General features: G+C 47.3%; 15 protein-coding genes and 3 tRNA genes. 15 read left to right on the forward strand and 3 right to left on the reverse strand.

Going from position 1 to position 17,032, the window contains the following annotated elements:
* From NQ542_RS02695 to NQ542_RS02735, 10 genes are all read left to right on the forward strand, one after another.
* Complete coding sequence (locus NQ542_RS02695; RefSeq protein ID WP_005640329.1) at positions 1-1,338, forward strand: cobyrinate a,c-diamide synthase; 1,338 nt, start codon at positions 1-3, stop codon at positions 1,336-1,338.
* Positions 1,339-1,364: 26 nt separating this feature from the next.
* Positions 1,365-1,931 (forward strand): cob(I)yrinic acid a,c-diamide adenosyltransferase, encoded by a 567-nt coding sequence (locus NQ542_RS02700; protein WP_005640330.1) that lies wholly within the window; start codon positions 1,365-1,367, stop codon positions 1,929-1,931.
* 91 nt (positions 1,932-2,022) lie between these two features.
* Positions 2,023-2,340: a type II toxin-antitoxin system RelE/ParE family toxin gene (locus NQ542_RS02705; protein WP_005640331.1), complete on the forward strand. Its 318-nt coding sequence runs from the start codon at positions 2,023-2,025 to the stop codon at positions 2,338-2,340.
* An 8-nt stretch (positions 2,341-2,348) separates the two neighbouring features.
* Entirely contained in the window at positions 2,349-2,693 is a 345-nt protein-coding gene (locus tag NQ542_RS02710) for a HigA family addiction module antitoxin (protein ID WP_005642311.1), read from the forward strand.
* 28 nt (positions 2,694-2,721) lie between these two features.
* Positions 2,722-4,080 carry a dipeptidase gene (locus NQ542_RS02715; RefSeq protein WP_005640333.1) on the forward strand — a complete coding sequence of 453 codons (1,359 nt, stop codon included), beginning with the start codon at positions 2,722-2,724 and terminating at the stop codon, positions 4,078-4,080.
* A gap of 1 nt (position 4,081) precedes the next feature.
* The gene (locus tag NQ542_RS02720) at positions 4,082-5,392 is read left to right on the forward strand and encodes a DEAD/DEAH box helicase (protein ID WP_005640334.1); all 1,311 of its coding nucleotides are present in this window, start codon (positions 4,082-4,084) and stop codon (positions 5,390-5,392) included.
* Complete coding sequence (locus tag NQ542_RS02725; protein ID WP_005640335.1) at positions 5,389-6,648, forward strand: amidohydrolase family protein; 1,260 nt, start codon at positions 5,389-5,391, stop codon at positions 6,646-6,648. Before NQ542_RS02720 ends, NQ542_RS02725 begins: the two co-directional genes overlap by 4 nt.
* Before the next feature lie 71 nt (positions 6,649-6,719).
* Positions 6,720-7,544: a purine nucleoside phosphorylase I, inosine and guanosine-specific gene (locus NQ542_RS02730; RefSeq protein ID WP_005650283.1), complete on the forward strand. Its 825-nt coding sequence runs from the start codon at positions 6,720-6,722 to the stop codon at positions 7,542-7,544.
* Between the two features lie 657 nt (positions 7,545-8,201).
* Complete coding sequence (locus tag NQ542_RS17810; protein ID WP_050760744.1) at positions 8,202-8,465, forward strand: hypothetical protein; 264 nt, start codon at positions 8,202-8,204, stop codon at positions 8,463-8,465.
* A 274-nt stretch (positions 8,466-8,739) separates the two neighbouring features.
* The gene (locus NQ542_RS02735; RefSeq protein WP_036724181.1) at positions 8,740-9,528 is read left to right on the forward strand and encodes an aspartate dehydrogenase domain-containing protein; all 789 of its coding nucleotides are present in this window, start codon (positions 8,740-8,742) and stop codon (positions 9,526-9,528) included.
* Here NQ542_RS02735 and NQ542_RS02740 read toward each other — a convergent pair.
* Positions 9,511-10,395 carry an NAD(P)-dependent oxidoreductase gene (locus tag NQ542_RS02740; protein WP_005635815.1) on the reverse strand — a complete coding sequence of 295 codons (885 nt, stop codon included), beginning with the start codon at positions 10,393-10,395 and terminating at the stop codon, positions 9,511-9,513. The two genes, NQ542_RS02735 and NQ542_RS02740, sit on opposite strands and share 18 nt — an antisense overlap.
* Positions 10,396-10,505: 110 nt before the next feature.
* Between NQ542_RS02740 and NQ542_RS02745 the strand changes: the two genes are divergently transcribed.
* The 4 genes from NQ542_RS02745 to NQ542_RS02760 all read left to right on the forward strand — a co-directional run bounded on the left by NQ542_RS02745 (position 10,506) and on the right by NQ542_RS02760 (position 11,676).
* Positions 10,506-11,276, forward strand: coding sequence for an SGNH/GDSL hydrolase family protein (locus tag NQ542_RS02745; RefSeq protein ID WP_005635819.1), 771 nt, complete (start codon positions 10,506-10,508; stop codon positions 11,274-11,276).
* Positions 11,277-11,375: 99 nt separating this feature from the next.
* Positions 11,376-11,451: transfer RNA gene (locus tag NQ542_RS02750), tRNA-Gly, on the forward strand.
* Between the two features lie 50 nt (positions 11,452-11,501).
* Positions 11,502-11,583: transfer RNA gene (locus tag NQ542_RS02755), tRNA-Leu, on the forward strand.
* A gap of 9 nt (positions 11,584-11,592) precedes the next feature.
* Positions 11,593-11,676, forward strand: a tRNA-Leu gene (locus NQ542_RS02760).
* Positions 11,677-11,998: 322 nt separating this feature from the next.
* On the opposite strand, the gene NQ542_RS02765 is transcribed toward NQ542_RS02760, so the two are convergent.
* Positions 11,999-13,654, reverse strand: coding sequence for an amino acid permease (locus NQ542_RS02765; protein WP_005635821.1), 1,656 nt, complete (start codon positions 13,652-13,654; stop codon positions 11,999-12,001).
* 66 nt (positions 13,655-13,720) lie between these two features.
* On the reverse strand, positions 13,721-14,455 hold the full coding sequence (locus NQ542_RS02770) for an SDR family NAD(P)-dependent oxidoreductase (RefSeq protein WP_005635823.1): 735 nt from the start codon (positions 14,453-14,455) through the stop codon (positions 13,721-13,723).
* Positions 14,456-14,544: 89 nt separating this feature from the next.
* On the opposite strand from NQ542_RS02770, the gene NQ542_RS02775 reads away from it, so the two are divergent.
* A complete protein-coding gene (locus NQ542_RS02775) occupies positions 14,545-16,962 on the forward strand; it encodes an outer membrane beta-barrel family protein (protein WP_005635825.1) in 2,418 nt (805 codons plus the stop codon).
* Positions 16,963-17,032 lie beyond the last annotated feature (70 nt).

A 17,032-nucleotide genomic window follows, 5' to 3' on the forward strand; every position in this document is an offset into this window, starting at 1 on the left:
ATGTGTCAGTCCCATCTGTTGATCGGTGCTGCTTCATCGGGGAGCGGGAAAACAACTTTTACACTAGGTTTGCTTCGTGCCTTGAAGAACCGTTCGTTTAAGGTGCAGCCTTTCAAATGCGGGCCTGACTATATCGACACTCGTCATCATAGGATGGCTGCCGGTAATCCATCCGTGAACTTGGATCTCTTTATGATGTCAGAGGCACACGTGCGTGATTTGTATGCCGGCTATACGGAAAAAGCGGATGTGGCGGTAACCGAAGGCATGATGGGATTGTTTGACGGGTATGACGGTATGAAAGGGAGCTGTGCGGAAATCGCCTGTATGCTGAAAATACCGGTAGTCCTGATTGTAAATGCGAAAAGTACGGCATATTCGGTGGCTCCTTTATTGTACGGATTTAAACAATTCAACAAGCAAGTGCAGATAGTTGGGGCTGTCTTTAATTTTGTTGCTTCCGAAAACCATTATTCTTTTTTGAAACAGGCTTGTGAAGATGCCGGAGTCGAGGCATTGGGATATCTTCCCAAGTGTGCGGATGTGGAGATCCCCAGCCGTCATTTAGGGTTGTCTCTCGATGAAGATTTCTGCTTTGAAGAGTTCGCCGACCGTGTAGCGGAACTTGTCGAAAAGCATGTAAACATCAATCGGTTGCTGGAGTTGACAAAACCAGTTGCGACAGCTGTCGTTCCTATATCCGCAGGTCGTCATATCTATAAACGTGAGCCTTCTTTCCCTATTGCGGTAGCCTGCGATCCTGCATTCAATTTTGTATATGAAGCGAATATTCGCTATCTGCATCATTTAGGGGAAGTTACATATTTCAGTCCGTTGGCAGACACTTCTTTGCCGGATGCTGGTTTCGTGTACCTTCCCGGAGGTTATCCGGAGTTATATCTTGCTGCTTTATCGGCAAACAGGCAGATGCTTCAGTCCATTCGCCGGTATGTTGAGAGTGGAGGAAAATTGTTGGCTGAATGTGGAGGTATGATGTATCTATGTGACGAGATACGAGATAAAAATGGATACGTTTATCCTATGGCTGGCGTGTTGCACCAGTCTGCAACAATGGAGAATATGAAGTTACGCCTGGGATATCGCACCTTATTATACAACGAAACTCGTCTGAAAGGGCATGAGTTCCACTATTCCCGTCTGGTGGAACAACAGAATCCGCTTCCGTCCTGCGCTGTCGCTTATACTGCCAAAGGAGTGGAAACGGATACTCCGCTTTATCATTATAAAAATGTTTGGGCAGGATATACGCATTTGTATTGGGCGGATCCGGTCGGAAACGAATGGTTTACCAAATTTGTCATCGATGGCAATATTTGAAGTCTGTATACAAATAAATAAGAAAGATGAAAATATATACGCGTGGAGGAGATAAAGGTCGTACTGGGATTCATGGAGGCGAGCGGGTGGATAAAGATGATATCCGGATCGAAGCGAACGGGACACTGGACGAGGTGAATGCTGAAATAGGCATTATCCGTGCATTACTCCCGGCTGAACATGAATGGCAAAGCTTGCTGGGGAAAATACAAATGGAGATGATGGCGGTCATGTCACATGTGGCGACTCCATCGGCTATTCGTGATAAGAATCCGAACAAAATATCCGATGATCTTGTTCTTGTTTGTGAGGAACAGATCGATGCTTTGTCGGCAAAGATGGAGGATAACGGTTATTTTATCCTGCCTGGCGGCTCTTTGGTTTCCGCTCACTTGCAGTTGGCCCGTACGATCGTACGCCGTGCCGAACGCCGTCTGTGGACGTTGAACCGGAAAGATCCGGTTTCACCAGGGATCATGCAGTTCGTGAACCGCCTTTCCGATTTGTTTTTTACAATGGCACGCTATGAAATGTTTCGCCAGGGGAATGCGGAGGAACGTTGGCAGTCGTTTTTGTATAAGAGAAAAAAATAGAATAAGACTTGAAGATTCCATAAAGAAGCTGTTCACATTTTTGTGAATACTGAAAGAATACGTTATATTTGTACGCAAATACGAGAACGATATGTTTGTTACATTCGAAGAAGTATATTTGCGTGACCTTTACGAGAAAGGAAAGACTGATAACAAGAAGCCTCGTTATCAGCCTGATGTGATAAGGTGTTATCAAAAGTGTATAGATTTTCTTTTGGATGCCAAGAAGGTAGAAGAACTTCTTTTGATAAATTCCTTGAATTATGAGATGCTGAAAGGCGATAAGGCTGGTATTTCATTTGTACGGGTGAATAATAAGTATCGAGTTGAGTTTACCGTAAGGGATTCGATAGAAGAACCGATTGTTACCGTATGTAATATAATAGAATTATCAAACCATTATAAATGATTGTAGCTATGATTACACTTCAAGGTATTGATCCTAAAATGATCGCCAATAATTTGACTCCATCCAACCCCATACATCCAGGCGAGTTGATAAAGGATGAAATAGAATATCGAGGTATTTCGCAGCGGAAATTGGCATTGCAAATGGGGGTTTCTCCGACATTGCTGAATGAAATATTGAATGGAAAGCGTTCTGTTTCGACAGAATATGCTCTTTTGTTTGAAGCGGCGCTTGGTATTGATGCAGAAGTTTGGATTCGTCAGCAAGCTCGGTATGACATGCAAATGGCAAAATCCGATATCTCTTTTTTGGAGAGATTGGCCCATATTAGAAAAATAGCGGCAGTATTATAGTAGGTACAGATTAAAATTAAGAATAGATATGATATCCGTAAAAAAATATATCGAGTCCAATAAAGACCGTTTCATCGAAGAGCTTTTCTCTTTGATCCGTATTCCATCGATAAGTGCCAAACATGAACATAAGCCTGATATGGAGGCTTGTGCAAAACGCTGGACAGAACTCTTGCTTGCAGCCGGTGCCGATAAAGCGGTTGTGATGCAGACCGAAGGCAACCCGGTTGTGTATGGGGAAAAGATGGTTTCTCCTGAGGCGCAGACCGTTTTGGTCTATTCGCACTATGACGTAATGCCCGCCGAGCCGTTTGACCTGTGGAAGAGTCGCCCGTTCGAACCCGAAATCCGGGATGGCCGTATCTGGGCGCGTGGTGCGGATGATGATAAAGGGCAGGCCATGATGCAGGTAAAAGGTTTCGAGACAGCCCTGAATCTGGATTTGCTGAAATGTAATGTGAAGTTTATCTTCGAGGGAGAAGAAGAGATCGGTTCGCCGAGCCTCGAAGCCTTCTGCCGTACACATAAAGAATTGTTGGAAGCGGATGTGATCCTGGTTTCCGATACCAGCATGGTCAGTGCCGAAACGCCATCCCTGACAACCGGACTTCGTGGGCTTGCCTATTGGGAGATCGAGGTCACAGGTCCTAACCGCGATTTGCATTCCGGGCATTTCGGTGGTGCGGTTGCCAACCCGATCAATGTGTTGTGTAAGCTGATGGCCGATATAACAGATGCTGACGGGCGCATCACAATCCCCGGTTTCTACGATGATGTGGAAGATGTTTCGCCTGCCGAACGCGAGATGATCGCCCAGATTCCATTTGATGAAGCGAAATATAAAGCGGCCATCGGTGTGGATGAGTTGTTCGGTGAAAAAGGATATTCCACGTTGGAACGCAATAGTTGCCGTCCTTCCTTCGATATCTGCGGCATCTGGGGCGGTTATATGGAAGAGGGCAGCAAGACGGTCCTTCCTTCCAAAGCATACGCCAAAGTTTCCTGCCGTCTGGTTCCGCATCAGGATCATGAGAAGATTTCGAAACTGTTTGAAGAGTACATCGCTCGTGTGGCTCCGGCTTATGTCAAGGTAAGAGTGACGCCTAAACATGGTGGACAAGGTTATGTTTGTCCGATCGATCTTCCCGCTTATAAGGCGGCAGAGGAAGCCGTTGCCGTAGCTTTTGGCAAACGTCCGTTGGCCGTGCGCCGTGGCGGAAGTATCCCTATTATCTCGACTTTCGAGCAGGTGTTGGGCATCAAGACTGTCCTAATGGGATTCGGCCTCGAACAGAATGCGATTCATTCGCCCAACGAAAGCTGTACGCTTGACTTCTTTTATAAGGGAATCGAGTCGGTAGCCGAATTTTATAAACGATTCAATTGATATGACAAATAATGAAATAGTTGTTCGTGCGCTTGCCAATACAGGCATTACTGCTCTGAACGAGATGCAGCAGGCGGTATTGGATGCCGGGACGACAAAAGACATGGTGCTGCTCAGTCCGACAGGGTCGGGCAAGACGCTGGCTTTCCTTTTGCCTTTGCTGACGACGTTGACGGATGAGGACAAAAAGATACAGGCCGTGATCATCGCTCCTTCCCGTGAGTTGGCCTTGCAGATTGAAACGGTATTCCGTTCGTTGGGAGCCGGATATAAGGTGAATTGTTGCTACGGGGGGCATCCCATCCGCACGGAGAAGAAGAGTCTCGAACATCCGCCGACGGTCCTGATCGGCACGCCGGGGCGTATCGTCGACCATCTGGAACGGGGTAATATCAATCTGGACAGTGTGCGTACGCTGATCCTTGATGAGTTTGACAAATCGCTCGAACTGGGCTTCCTTGCTGAAATGAAGGAGATTTTGGCACATCTCCCAGGCGTGCGCCGCCGGGTGCTGACTTCGGCAACGGCAGCAGTCGATATTCCTGCTTTCACCGGGATTACAGCTCCGGTACGATTGTCGTTCTTGAAAGAAGTGAAGGAGTCGAAAGGGCTGGCTTTGCGTGTGGTCAAGTCTCCAGTTAAGGACAAGCTGGAAACCTTGTACAAGCTTTTAGGTGAACTGAAAGGTGGTTCTGCCCTTATCTTCTGCAATTATCGGGAGACGGTAGAACGGGTGAGCAACTATCTGACCGAAATGGGTGTAGATAACGAATACTTCCACGGAGGAATGGAGCAACCGGAACGTGAACGTGCCTTGTCGCATTTCCGTAACGGCAGTGCTACCGTATTTATTTCTACTGATTTGGCCTCTCGCGGTCTTGATATTCCAGAAGTGAAGAATGTGATCCATTATCATCTTCCTGTGAGTGAAGAGGCGTACGTGCATCGTAACGGACGTACGGCTCGTATGAACGCGGAAGGGGTTGCTTATCTGATCTTGAATGCGGAAGAGACAATTCCTGAATATATCACCCGCGAGCCGGATGAGTTTTTCTTGCCGGAAGTGGCAAAGAAGCCCGTCCGTTCCGAGTGGGTGACACTGACGATCAATCGGGGGAAACGGGACAAATTGAGCAAGAAGGATGTGGTCGGCTTCCTCTTTCAGAAAGGTGGACTAGAAAAGGACGATTTAGGCATAGTCGAGATAAAGGAAAGTTGCGCTTTCGCAGCTGTCAAGCGGACTAAACTATCCGGTTTGCTGGGGCGTATTCGGAATGAAAAGATAAAGAACATGAAAGCTAAGTTTATATGAGCATATTGATAAAAGGCGCTTTATTGGATGGTGCTGTAACTGATGTCTATATAGAGAAAAAGGAGATCAGGCAGGTAGGGACGGATCTTCAGGTACAGGCGGATCAGGTGATAGACGGAAGGCGTAAAGCCTTGATCCCTGGTTTCGTAAATGCGCATACACATGCCGCTATGACGCTTTTCCGTGGTTTTGGCGATGACATGCCGTTGATGCCCTGGCTGGAGCAGAAGATCTGGCCGAATGAAGCGAAATTGACGCGCGAGGATGTTTATTGGGGAACGAAGCTAGCTTGTCTCGAAATGATAAAAAGCGGGACGACAACGTTTTTCGATATGTATCATAAGTTCCGGGCTACGGCCGATGCTGTCGAAGAAATGGGGCTGCGTGCATTGCTTGCCGGCGTCTGTTTCGATCATTTCAAACCAGAATTGGCAGAAAAGAGCAAGCGTGAAAACGAGAAACTTGTTGTCGATGTGGAAAACTATAGCAAGCGCATACGGTATGCGGTCGGTCCCCATGCCATTTATACCGTGTCTGGCGAACTGTTACAGTGGATACATGGTTTTGCTGCCGAGCATTCCGTCCCGATTCATCTGCATTTGGCAGAGACGGAAGGCGAAGTCAGAAACTCAATCAAACAGTTCGGCTTTACTCCTGTACGTTATTTATATAAATTAGGCATATTATCCCCACGTCTGATCATTGCGCACGGTATCTATGTCGATGATGACGAGATTCGTATGCTGGCGGATCACGGAGTGAAAGTAGTGCATAATCCGGCATCCAATATGAAGCTGGCCTCCGGCATTCAATTCAAATTTTGTGAGATGCGAAAGGCCGGTGTTACTGTCGCTTTGGGTACTGACGGTTGTTCTTCTTCCAATAATCTGGATATGATCGAGGCGATGAAACTTGCTTCGCTTTTAGGCAAGGCCTGGCGGAAAGACCCGGAGGCGATTCCAGCCAGTGAAATATTCCAGGCGGCGACGGAAGCCGGTGCTTTGGCTATCGGACTGAAAGCCGGACGGATTGCCGAAGGCTATCTGGCGGATCTCTGTCTGGTCGATTTGGATATCCCGGCTTTTACCCCGAATCATAACTTTGTCTCCAATCTCGTGTATGCAGCAAACGGCAGTTGTATCGATACCGTTATCTGTGATGGTAAAATCCTGATGCAAGACAAAAAGGTTCCGGGCGAGGAGGAGATTATGGAGCATACAGCCGAACTTGCCTATAAGTTGGTAAGAGAACCGTAGGCGAGAAAACCGAAGTTCCCTCGACATGAAACCTATTCTTTTGTGACGTTGAACAATTAATTTGAATGTATATGAATACAAATGACAATACTATTTATCGGGAAGCGGTTGGTTACCTGTCGTCTCGTATTACTGGTAATCCGGAAACCGCTATTATCTTAGGCAGCGGCTTGGGGTCCCTTGCCGACCAGATCGAAGAAGCTGTGGTTATTCCCTATAGTGAGATTCCGCATTTTATGCATTCGACAGCCGCAGGACATAAAGGAAACTTCATCTGCGGCAGGTTAGGAGGGAAGCCGGTGCTTGCCATGCAGGGACGTTTCCATTATTATGAGGGCTATACCATGCAGCAAGTGACCTTCCCCGTCCGGGTGATGAAGCTCTTGGGTATTAAGAATCTGTTGGTTTCCAATGCCGCAGGCGGTATCAATACGAGTTTCAAAGTCGGTGACCTGATGATCATACGCGATCACATCAATATGATCCCTAATCCGCTGATCGGTCCGAATGACGAACAGTTCGGAACCCGTTTCCCGGATATGACGCGCGCGTATGACCGGGAGTTTATTGGGCTTGTCGAAGAAATTGCCGCGTCCCACGGTATCTCATTGAAGAAGGGCGTATATGTCGGACTGACAGGTCCTTCTTTCGAAACTCCGGCTGAGTATGCTTTCTACGGCAGAGTCGGAGGCGACGCGATCGGAATGAGTACGGTTCCGGAGGTAATCGTGGCTCGTCATGCCGGTTTGCGTGTATTCGGTATGTCCGTGATTACAAATGAAGGCTATCATTTTGCCGATGATTTCGTCAATGACGGGGCCGATGTGATTGTCGCCGCCAATCAAGCGGCAGCGGTCATGACCATTCTCTTCCGGGAATTAGTTGCCAAGATATAAGAAGGGAAGAAGATGAAAAAGTGTTGGATTATGGGGGTTGTGGGATTGGTGCTTTTTGCCGATTGCACCAATGTTGGTGCACAATACCAAGTTTGTTGAAATGCTTGATAAGAAGGACAGCATTGTCTGGCAAGAAAAATATCCGGTACAAGCCGGCATTGCTGACGGTCACATTTATATAGATAAGGAGCTGAATCCTGGAAGATTACCGTATCCATGCCTATACCAGATTCTCCTTTTTGGACGATACTATCCGTCCTTTTTATCCTAAGAAGATACGTATCGTAAAGACTATAGCAAATAAAGGATATGATTCCTCCGTACCTCGCGGATACGCGAGTTGCTAAACTGACCTTTTTTCCGGAAGGAGGTAATTTGATAGAGGGGATACCTGCAAAAGTGGCATTCAAGGCGTTGAACGAGAAAGGTATATATGGTATAAAAGTTTTTTCGCAAAACAACTGTCATACTATCATAGTTGAATTTATATGACTGTATAACAGTTTGTTATTCTATGATAGTTCCTGTTTTCAACTATCATTCATCTATCATAACCATCATGGGGAAAAACAATAAATTATTATATATCAGCCTTCTATCAAATTCATGATGTGTCCCGAAGTTGACACAAAACAGCATAAAAAGGCTCGTTTTTTCATGAAGACAAGCTACTTTTTTGGTGAAAACAACTTGAAAAGTTTCTTCAGACCCGGGTGGAAGGGTATGGGAGATCCGGGTGTGGAGGAGGTGGAGACCCGGGTCTACGTGAAACCGAAACGGGGATGTAGAGCTGTTTATCTGCCTTGTTTGAGGAGATTTTATGCACTGTTTCTGATTATAATCCAGTGGAGTTCCTGTTTTTTAACGCAAACAGTCCCTTACGATTTACGTTTCCCCTATATTTGCCATAATCATATATAAAAGACATTTTCAAGATGAAAAAGAGTTGGATTATCAGAGTTTTTTGGGGCGCTCTCTTTTGGCGGAAGGAGCTTGGAATTCCGAGATATGGTAGTGACGATTGAAGGCGATAAACTTGTGCCATACGCAGGCAATATAGGCATGGCACTTGTTAATCAGTTCGAGAAGGTGGCTATCAATTTTAATGACTGCTTTGTTGTGTTTGAGTAGTTTGTTTCCCTTTTCTTTCATGGTCAAGCATGGAAATCGGAAGTATTTATGTACTTTTGTAAACATGAAAACATTTGTAATAGCAGGATGCGGACGGCTTGCCGGAATCGTTTCGGAAGCTGTCGTCAAAGGGTTGTTGCCCGAATATGAGTTGGTGGGAGTCTATTCGCGTACGGTAGCCAAGGCGGAACGTATTGCCGGTCGGATGGCAGAGGCAGGGAAAAGCTGTGCCGTCTGTACTACGGCGGATGAGTTGCTGGCCTTGAAACCCGATATACTGGTGGAGACGGCTTCTCCGGCCGCTCTTCGGGAGTTCGCCGTTCCGGCGTTGAAGAACGGGACTTCTATCGTGACCCTTTCGATCGGTGCGCTGGCCGATGATGCGTTTTACCGGGAAGTATGCGAAACGGCCAAGGAGAACGGGACACGTATCTATATCGCTTCGGGAGCTACCGGAGGGTTCGATGTCTTGCGCACAGCAGCCTTGATGGGGAAGGCGACTGCCCGTTTCTACAATGAAAAGGGACCTGATGCCTTAAAAGGAACACCGGTCTATGAGGAGGCTTTGCAGAAAGAACAGAAAGTCGTGTTTACCGGCAATGCGGTGGAAGCCATCCGCCTGTTCCCTACGAAAGTGAATGTCACGGTAGCCGCCTCACGTGCCTCTGTCGGTCCGGAAGCCATGCAGGTGACCATACAGTCGACTCCCGGATTTAAGGGGGACACCCAGCGGGTGGAGATCAGGAACGACCAGGTACATGCCGTCGTGGATGTGTACAGTGAGACGGCCGAGATAGCAGGATGGTCGGTTGTGAACACCCTGCTTAATATCGTTTCACCCGTTGTATTCTGAAAGATTGGCCAGTACCTTTTCGCTCAGACGGTCGAACGCTTGGCGGGTGCGGCCTGTCGAGGCCTGTACGCATCGTACATGCGGATGCTCCAAAAGGTGAGCACCTCCCAAGGCGCCGACGGTATCGCAAAAACAAAGGTTATTGCCCGATAACCATTTGACGAACGGTTCCTCGTCCCAGGCGGGAGACAGTCCTGTGTTGAACAGTATCTTCTTATCACCCAACTTCCGGAATTCGGCCTCGTGCAGCAGGACGGTGTTTTTGTTCAGGCAACAGAAGACGGCTTCGCTTTGCTCAAGCAGTTGGTCTAAGGGAAGGAAACGGTACCCTTTCTCACGAGCCCATTCCTTTTCGCTACGGGCAAAATAAGCTATTTCCGCACCGAAGAACCGGAGTGCATCGGCAATCATGCCGCCTGACTTGCCCAAACCGATGATACCGGCTTTCAGCCCGGTAATCTCACGAACCTCGCCTTCCCAGGCCGGCTGGCCGAACCCGTGGAAGGAGCGTACCAGTTCGCTGATGACATATTCGACTACTCCTTCGTCTCCATAATCCCGGATACCTGTGACCTTGATACCGTGCTCGTTGGCATAAATGATATCGACGTTGGCGCTTTCCGGTGAGTAAAGCGAACAGCACATGCCGATGTATTTGATATTGGGACATCTTTCCATTACCTCGCGGCGGATACTCGAAGTATAACTCAGCAGCACCGCGTCGGCATCGCCGATGCGACGGACGATCTCCTCGTCATCCGCCGGAATATCGGGGTACATCACTACTTCATTTGCAAACGTGTGCAATGCTTCTTCTGCAGACGGGATCAAACTGACCGGCTCTATCGCTACTATTTTACTAAACATGGCAAATTATTCTTTTTGAAAATATGAAGAAACAAAGATACGTTTTTTTGTAAAGTTTCTATCTTTGTATTCAATTCAATCAATGTAATAAAATAAACTTATTTCTATCCATGAAGAATTCCAGAAGAGACTTCCTTAAAAAGGGAGCGTTGGCAGGGTTCAGTGCCCTGATGATCCCGGAGATCGCAAAAGCCGCTGTTAAAGAAAATACATCCGTACATGCTCCGAAGATTAATCTGAAAAAGGATTGTGTGATCCTGTTCCAGGGAGATTCCATCACGGACTGCGGTCGCGACAGGAATAGTAACCGTTGCAATACGATGGAACAATTCGGTAGTGGCTATGTGCTCTTTACCGCTACGCAGTTGTTGGAGGGGAAAGCGGCTTTGCAGCCGAAGATTTACAATCGCGGCATCAGCGGCAATAAAGTCTATCAACTTCGTGAACGCTGGGAGATCGACTGTCTTGCTTTCCAGCCGGATGTCCTGAGCATCCTGATCGGTGTGAATGATTATTGGCATACGTTGACGCATGGTTATAAAGGAACGGTCGAGACATACGAAAACGATCTGCGTGCTTTGTTGAAATATACGAAAGAGAAACTCCCGAATACGCAAATAGTCCTTTGCGAACCCTTCACTTTGCGTGACGGGGCGGCTATAGAAGATTCCAAATGGTATCCGATGTTCGATGAATTCCGCAAGTCTGCCCGTAAACTGTCGGAAGAATTCAATACCATATTCGTTCCCTTCCAATCGGGTTTCGATGCAGCGGTGAAGCTGGCTCCGGCACGTTATTGGTCGAATGACGGTGTGCATCCCGATTTACCCGGTCGCCAGCTGATGGCAAACATGTGGATGGAAGCGACTGGATTAAAGTAAGATATAATTTTGAGCGGGTGCAGGCTGTAAAAATAGTACAAAAAAGTGCAGTCAGGTTTTGGAAAATAAAAAAATACCTCTATCTTTGCACCCGTTATCGCGGAAGTAGCTCAGTTGGTAGAGCATAACCTTGCCAAGGTTAGGGTCGCGGGTTCGAGTCCCGTCTTCCGCTCCAATCGGTAACAGACGCGGTATGAGGCCGCTTTTTTAATGTACTGAAGAAAGGCCCAGGTGGCGGAATTGGTAGACGCGCACGTTTCAGGTGCGTGTGTCGAGAGGCATGCAGGTTCGAGTCCTGTTCTGGGCACCTTTTCTCGCGCAGGTGGTGGAATTGGTAGACACGCTACTTTGAGGGGGTAGTGCCGGTTACGGCGTGTGAGTTCAAGTCTCATCCTGCGTACATACAGATAGTCCATATAGTTAGCTTCAAAAGCTGGTTATATGGATTTTTTTTATTCAAGCAGCCGATTGGGCTTCACTATTCCGTGATCGGTGAAGGTGGTTCACAGATTATGATGAAAAAACCTCATCCACATTCACATGTAGATGAGGTTATACCAAATCAGTTCATATGAAAACAAACTGAAGTAGACTAATACCTTAAACTTAGGAATAGTTTGTTTGATTAATGTAAGTTCTACACTGTAGAACCATTTCTGCAAATTTAATTATCTTTTTGTTATTATACAAACAACGTCTGTTCGGGTTCGTATAAAAAATGATTAAAAAACCTTTGTTGTTTGTTTCCATATCCGGACCATGTAAAAGCCCAGATGCGTAAAAGCGAAAACAAAAGAGATGATCAGCAGGACTTTACTTTCTTCCCAACCAACGGTTTGCTGATGCCAGAGTCCCGTGATCACACAAAGGATGGCAAGGACGATCCCGATCATATTCAGAGCCAGCTGACCGTGGCGGTTCGCCTGATTGTATTCCAGTTTGCTATGCTTGATGCCGTAGCACGCATAAATATCCAGCCCGATCAGCATCCATAGCACCAGCCGTATCCAAGTGTCGGCCGGTAGGAAAAGCATCATGCACAGGCAAGTGATGATCCCGGCAACCGGAACGAACGGAACCAACGGAGTCTTGAAGGCGCGATGCACATCGGGCATTGTCTTTCTGACCACAAGCACACCGGCACAAACCAGGGTGAAGGCGAAAAGGGTTCCGATACTGGTCATTTCACCGGCCAGGCGTGCCGGAACGAAAGCTGCCAGCAGACCGACGAGCACCATGAACAGCAGATTGCTGCGGGCGGGTGTTCTGAACTTTTCATTGATATGTGAAAAGAACGGAGGTAATAGACCGTCGTGGCTCATGCTGAGGAAAACGCGGCTCTGCCCTAACAGCGTCACCATGATGACCGAGCAATATCCGAATAGGATGGCAAGGACGATTGCCTTGTTCATCCAAGGGTAATCCGGATGAAGCACGCCCGAAGCATCTACTTCTCCCATATGTTCGATCGCAATTGCCACGGGAGCGATTCCCTGTTGGCCGCCAAATTCGGAATAATGGGCTACGCCCGTCATGACGTGGGCGAACAGCATGTATAATATGGTACAAACGAGCAATGAGACGAGGATTCCGATCGGCATATCTCTTTTGGGGTTCTTGGCTTCCTGGGCAGCCGTACTGACAGCATCGAAACCTAAGAAAGCGAAGAATACGATGGCCGCTCCGCGTAGGACACCCGATAACCCGTATTCGCCCAGTGTACCGGTGTTTGCCGGAATATAAGGTACGTAATTGTCCGTATTGATATATTTCCATCCTAAAAAGACGAATATCAGGACGACCGACACTTTCAGGAAGACGATGATTCCGTTAAAGATAGAACTTCCTTCCGTCCCGCGGATCAGGAAGAGGCTCATCAGGACAACGATCAGGAATGCCGGGATATTGACAATCCCTCCATCCCAGGGACAGGCGGTGAATGCTGTCGGAAGGTTGATCCCGAGCCCTTCCAAAAAGACGACGAGATAACGGCTCCAGCTGATGCTGACCGTCGTTGCGGCAACTGTATATTCCAGAACCAGATCCCAACCGATAATCCAAGCGATCAGTTCGCCCATCGTCGCGTATGAGTATGTATAGGCACTTCCGGCAACCGGGATCATCGAAGCAAACTCTGCATAACAAAGTCCGGCAAAGCAACATCCGATTGCTGCAATGGCAAATGAAAGTGTAATGGCCGGTCCTGTATATCCGGCGGCGACTGTTCCGGTTATGGAGAAAAGGCCGGCTCCGATAATGACTCCTACGCCGAGTGCGACCAGGCTCCAGGGGCCTAATACCCGTTTTAATGATTTACTTCCTGTTTGATTGGCTTCGGCCTGCAGGGCCTCCAAAGGCTTTTTAATGAATAATCCCATCGTTTATTTGTGCATAGTTATAAATTTGGGCACAAAGGTAGGGATTGCCAGGATGATATACAAATGCTAATTGTGAATGGGCAACCGCCTCCATACGAAGCTGGGAATCAACTTCCAGAAAAATACTAAAACGGCATATTTCCAGTCGATTACGGTGCGTCGTTTCTTCCGTTCGATCGCCTTTACTATTTTTCGGGCAACATATTGCGGGGACATCAGCATCGGGTATTTATCGTTTTTCAACAGATCGGTCTTTACAAATCCGGGGCGGATATCCGTGAATACGATCGGGAGTTTTTCCATCTGTGCCAGTTGGTCAAGTGCTTCGATATAAGTATTCTGGTAGCGCTTGGTTGCGGAATAGGAGGGAGCGGCTCCCAATCCCTTTGTCCCGGCGATGGAACTGATCACGGCTAATTGGCCGCTACCATGTTTTTTGAAGTAATCGTATGCGGAAATGACCATTTGGGTGAAACCGACTGTATTTGTTTGGACGGTAGACAATTCAATATCGGAATTTAGGTTCCGGTTCTGGCTGCCGATTCCGGAACTAAGCAAGAATACATCCATTCCGCCGACTCTATCGATTAATTCCGCTAACTTTTCCGGGGCGTCCGGGCAAGTTACGTCTATTTGTGCCGTTTCGATCTGGTCAGGTGCTTCTGACCGGATTTTTGCGAGCAATTCCGTCCGCCGTCCGGCAATCCCGATCCTCCATCCCTGCTTGCGGTACAGTTGAGTGATCTCGTATCCGATGCCTGAAGTTGCTCCAATGATGATGATTTTTCTTGCTGATGCCATGCTAAATGGTGATTTATATATGCAAATATACGATTTCTTTCGTACGAAAATCCTATCTTCGTGGCGTTGTTAACAAACCAATGTAGGAAATGAAGAAGTGTTTTTGTCTCTTGTTGACCTTATTGTGTATTAGCTATTCGGCCGTGGCGGCCCCTGGTTTCCGTATAAAAGGGAAAATAGTCGATGCCAATAACAACCAACCGATTGATTTTGCTGATGTCCTCCTTTTTCGTGAAGGAGATGTTAATCCAGTGTTTCATGCTTTACCCGATCGTGACGGTACGTTTCGCATAGCCGATGTGAAAGATGGAAAGTATAACCTTTTGGTGCGCCTGGTCGGTTACGATCTGTATAACCGTCCCGGTATTGTTTTGGATGCGGTTTCGAAAGCGGTAGATTTGGGAACGATTGCGATGAAACCTTTGGAGGTGGGATTAGCGGAAGTCGAAGTCGTAGCACAGAAAAAGCAAGTGATTTATAAATTGGACAAGAAAGTAATCGAAGCCTCTTCAAACTTGCTTGCCGGAGGCGGATCGGCTGTCGATATCCTGGAGAATACCCCCTCCATACGTGTGGATGCCGAAGGTGAAGTCAGTTTTCGTGGAAGTACCGGTTTCACGGTCTATGTAGATGGCAAACCGAGCGTGTTCAGCGGTACGCAGGCTTTGGAGCAGATCCCTGCAGGGCATATCGAGAATATAGAAATCATCACCACCCCTTCGGCCCGTCACGATACGGGAGGAGATGTAGGGATTATCAATATCGTAACAAAGAAACACGCCCAGCATGGTTTTAGCGGTATGGTGAACCTGACGGGAAGTACGGTCCTTTCGCGCGGGGTGGATTTTCTGGTGTCTCAGCAGAACAAGGCATCGCGTTGGTATTTGGGCGGTGTGTGGAGTGACCGCCTGCGCAAGAGCGATTTCGATCAGGAGAAAACGACTATTATCTCAGACACGGCAACGACCTCCCATTCCAACGGACCGCGTAAAAGCAACAATTTCAACTATTCGATGAAGGCAGGGTGGATGTACACATTGCCCCATACGACGTTGAATGCCGACTTTGAAGGCGGTTATGGCGGGCGTACGCGCAACGGTGATCTGGATTATAAGGAAAAACGCCTGGCAGGCGGGGCTACTTTCGGTGAAGGCGATTATTATAGTCGTGACGATTACGATCTGCATGAAACCTATTTCCAGGGAACAATCGGTTTCGATCATAAATTCGACGATAAGGGGCATCAGTTGATGGGCAGTTTCTATCTGAAATACGGAGGTAATGCGATGGAATATTTCCAGAGTGACCTTTTTAATAAGAATAACGAGCGTGAAAAGGGACATCGTGCTTGGGAAGATGAGCATCGCTGGACGGTACGGGGTAACCTGGACTATATTTATCCTTACAGCAAGACGGGACGGATCGAAGGCGGTTACCAATATTTCTCTTATTTGGAAGACGGCGACTACACGATGCATTTCTGGGACCCGGTAAAGAAAGAGTTTTATAACCGGGACGATATCTATAACACATTCTATTTCCAGCATGGCATCAATTCGGTTTATGCAATCGTTGCCGACAGCTATAAATCATTCGATTTTCAGGCGGGTGTGCGGGGAGAGCATACGCATCGTGTCCTGCGAAGCTCGATTCCGGGCAAGGATCGTACATATAATAAGTTCGAGTTTTTCCCTTCTCTTCATTTGGGCTATACGTTTCCGAAGGAACATAAGCTATTGGTTTCTTATTCGCGCCGTATCACTCGTCCGGAACTCTTTTTCATGGAGCCGTATATCACCTATCGGGATTTTTATTCGGCCGAGATCGGTAATCCGGATATCCGTTCGGAATATATCAATTCTTTCGAGTTGAATTATAAGAAGAATATCGGTGAACATACGGTTTCAGCTACAGTGTTTCACCGGAACCGCAAGGATAAGATCGAGCGTTTGCGTGTCCCCTATGAGGCTGGTGTGACACTGGATTCGATGGCGAATGTCGGACACGACTATTCGACCGGTATCGAATTGAGCGGACAGGTACAGCTTACCCGCTGGTGGAATATGAACCTGAACGGCAGCCTGTATCATTATAAGGTAAAGAACCGGTATAAAACCGGCAGTGAAAAAGAGACAAGTACGAACTACGATGTCATGTGGAACAACTCTTTCGATGTCTTTAAATATACCCGTATCCAGGTGGACGGCAATTTTGTCGGTCCGTCCGTTACAACCCAAGGGCGTACGGATGCTTTCTGGTATGTGAATCTCGCCGTTCGCCAGCAGTTGATGAACCGTCGGTTGTCGGCTACGCTTTCTTTCCGGGATGTTTTCAATTCTGCCCGGTATGTAAGTAAGATCATCACATCCGACCTGCAGTCCATCACACGAATCCGTCCCAGCTATCCGCTTATTACGCTTACGCTCAGTTATACGTTCAATAACTTCAAGGCCAAGAGCTCTCAGAAAAAGGAAGATCATGATTTGTTTGAAGGAACGAACCACTAAATAAATTAAGAATTGAAAATGAAAAATGAAGAAGAAAGCACTTCCGAATTTTCAAGTTTCAATTCTCAAT

It is taken from the genome of Parabacteroides merdae ATCC 43184, assembly GCF_025151215.1.
GTDB classification, from domain to species: Bacteria; Bacteroidota; Bacteroidia; order Bacteroidales; family Tannerellaceae; genus Parabacteroides; species Parabacteroides merdae.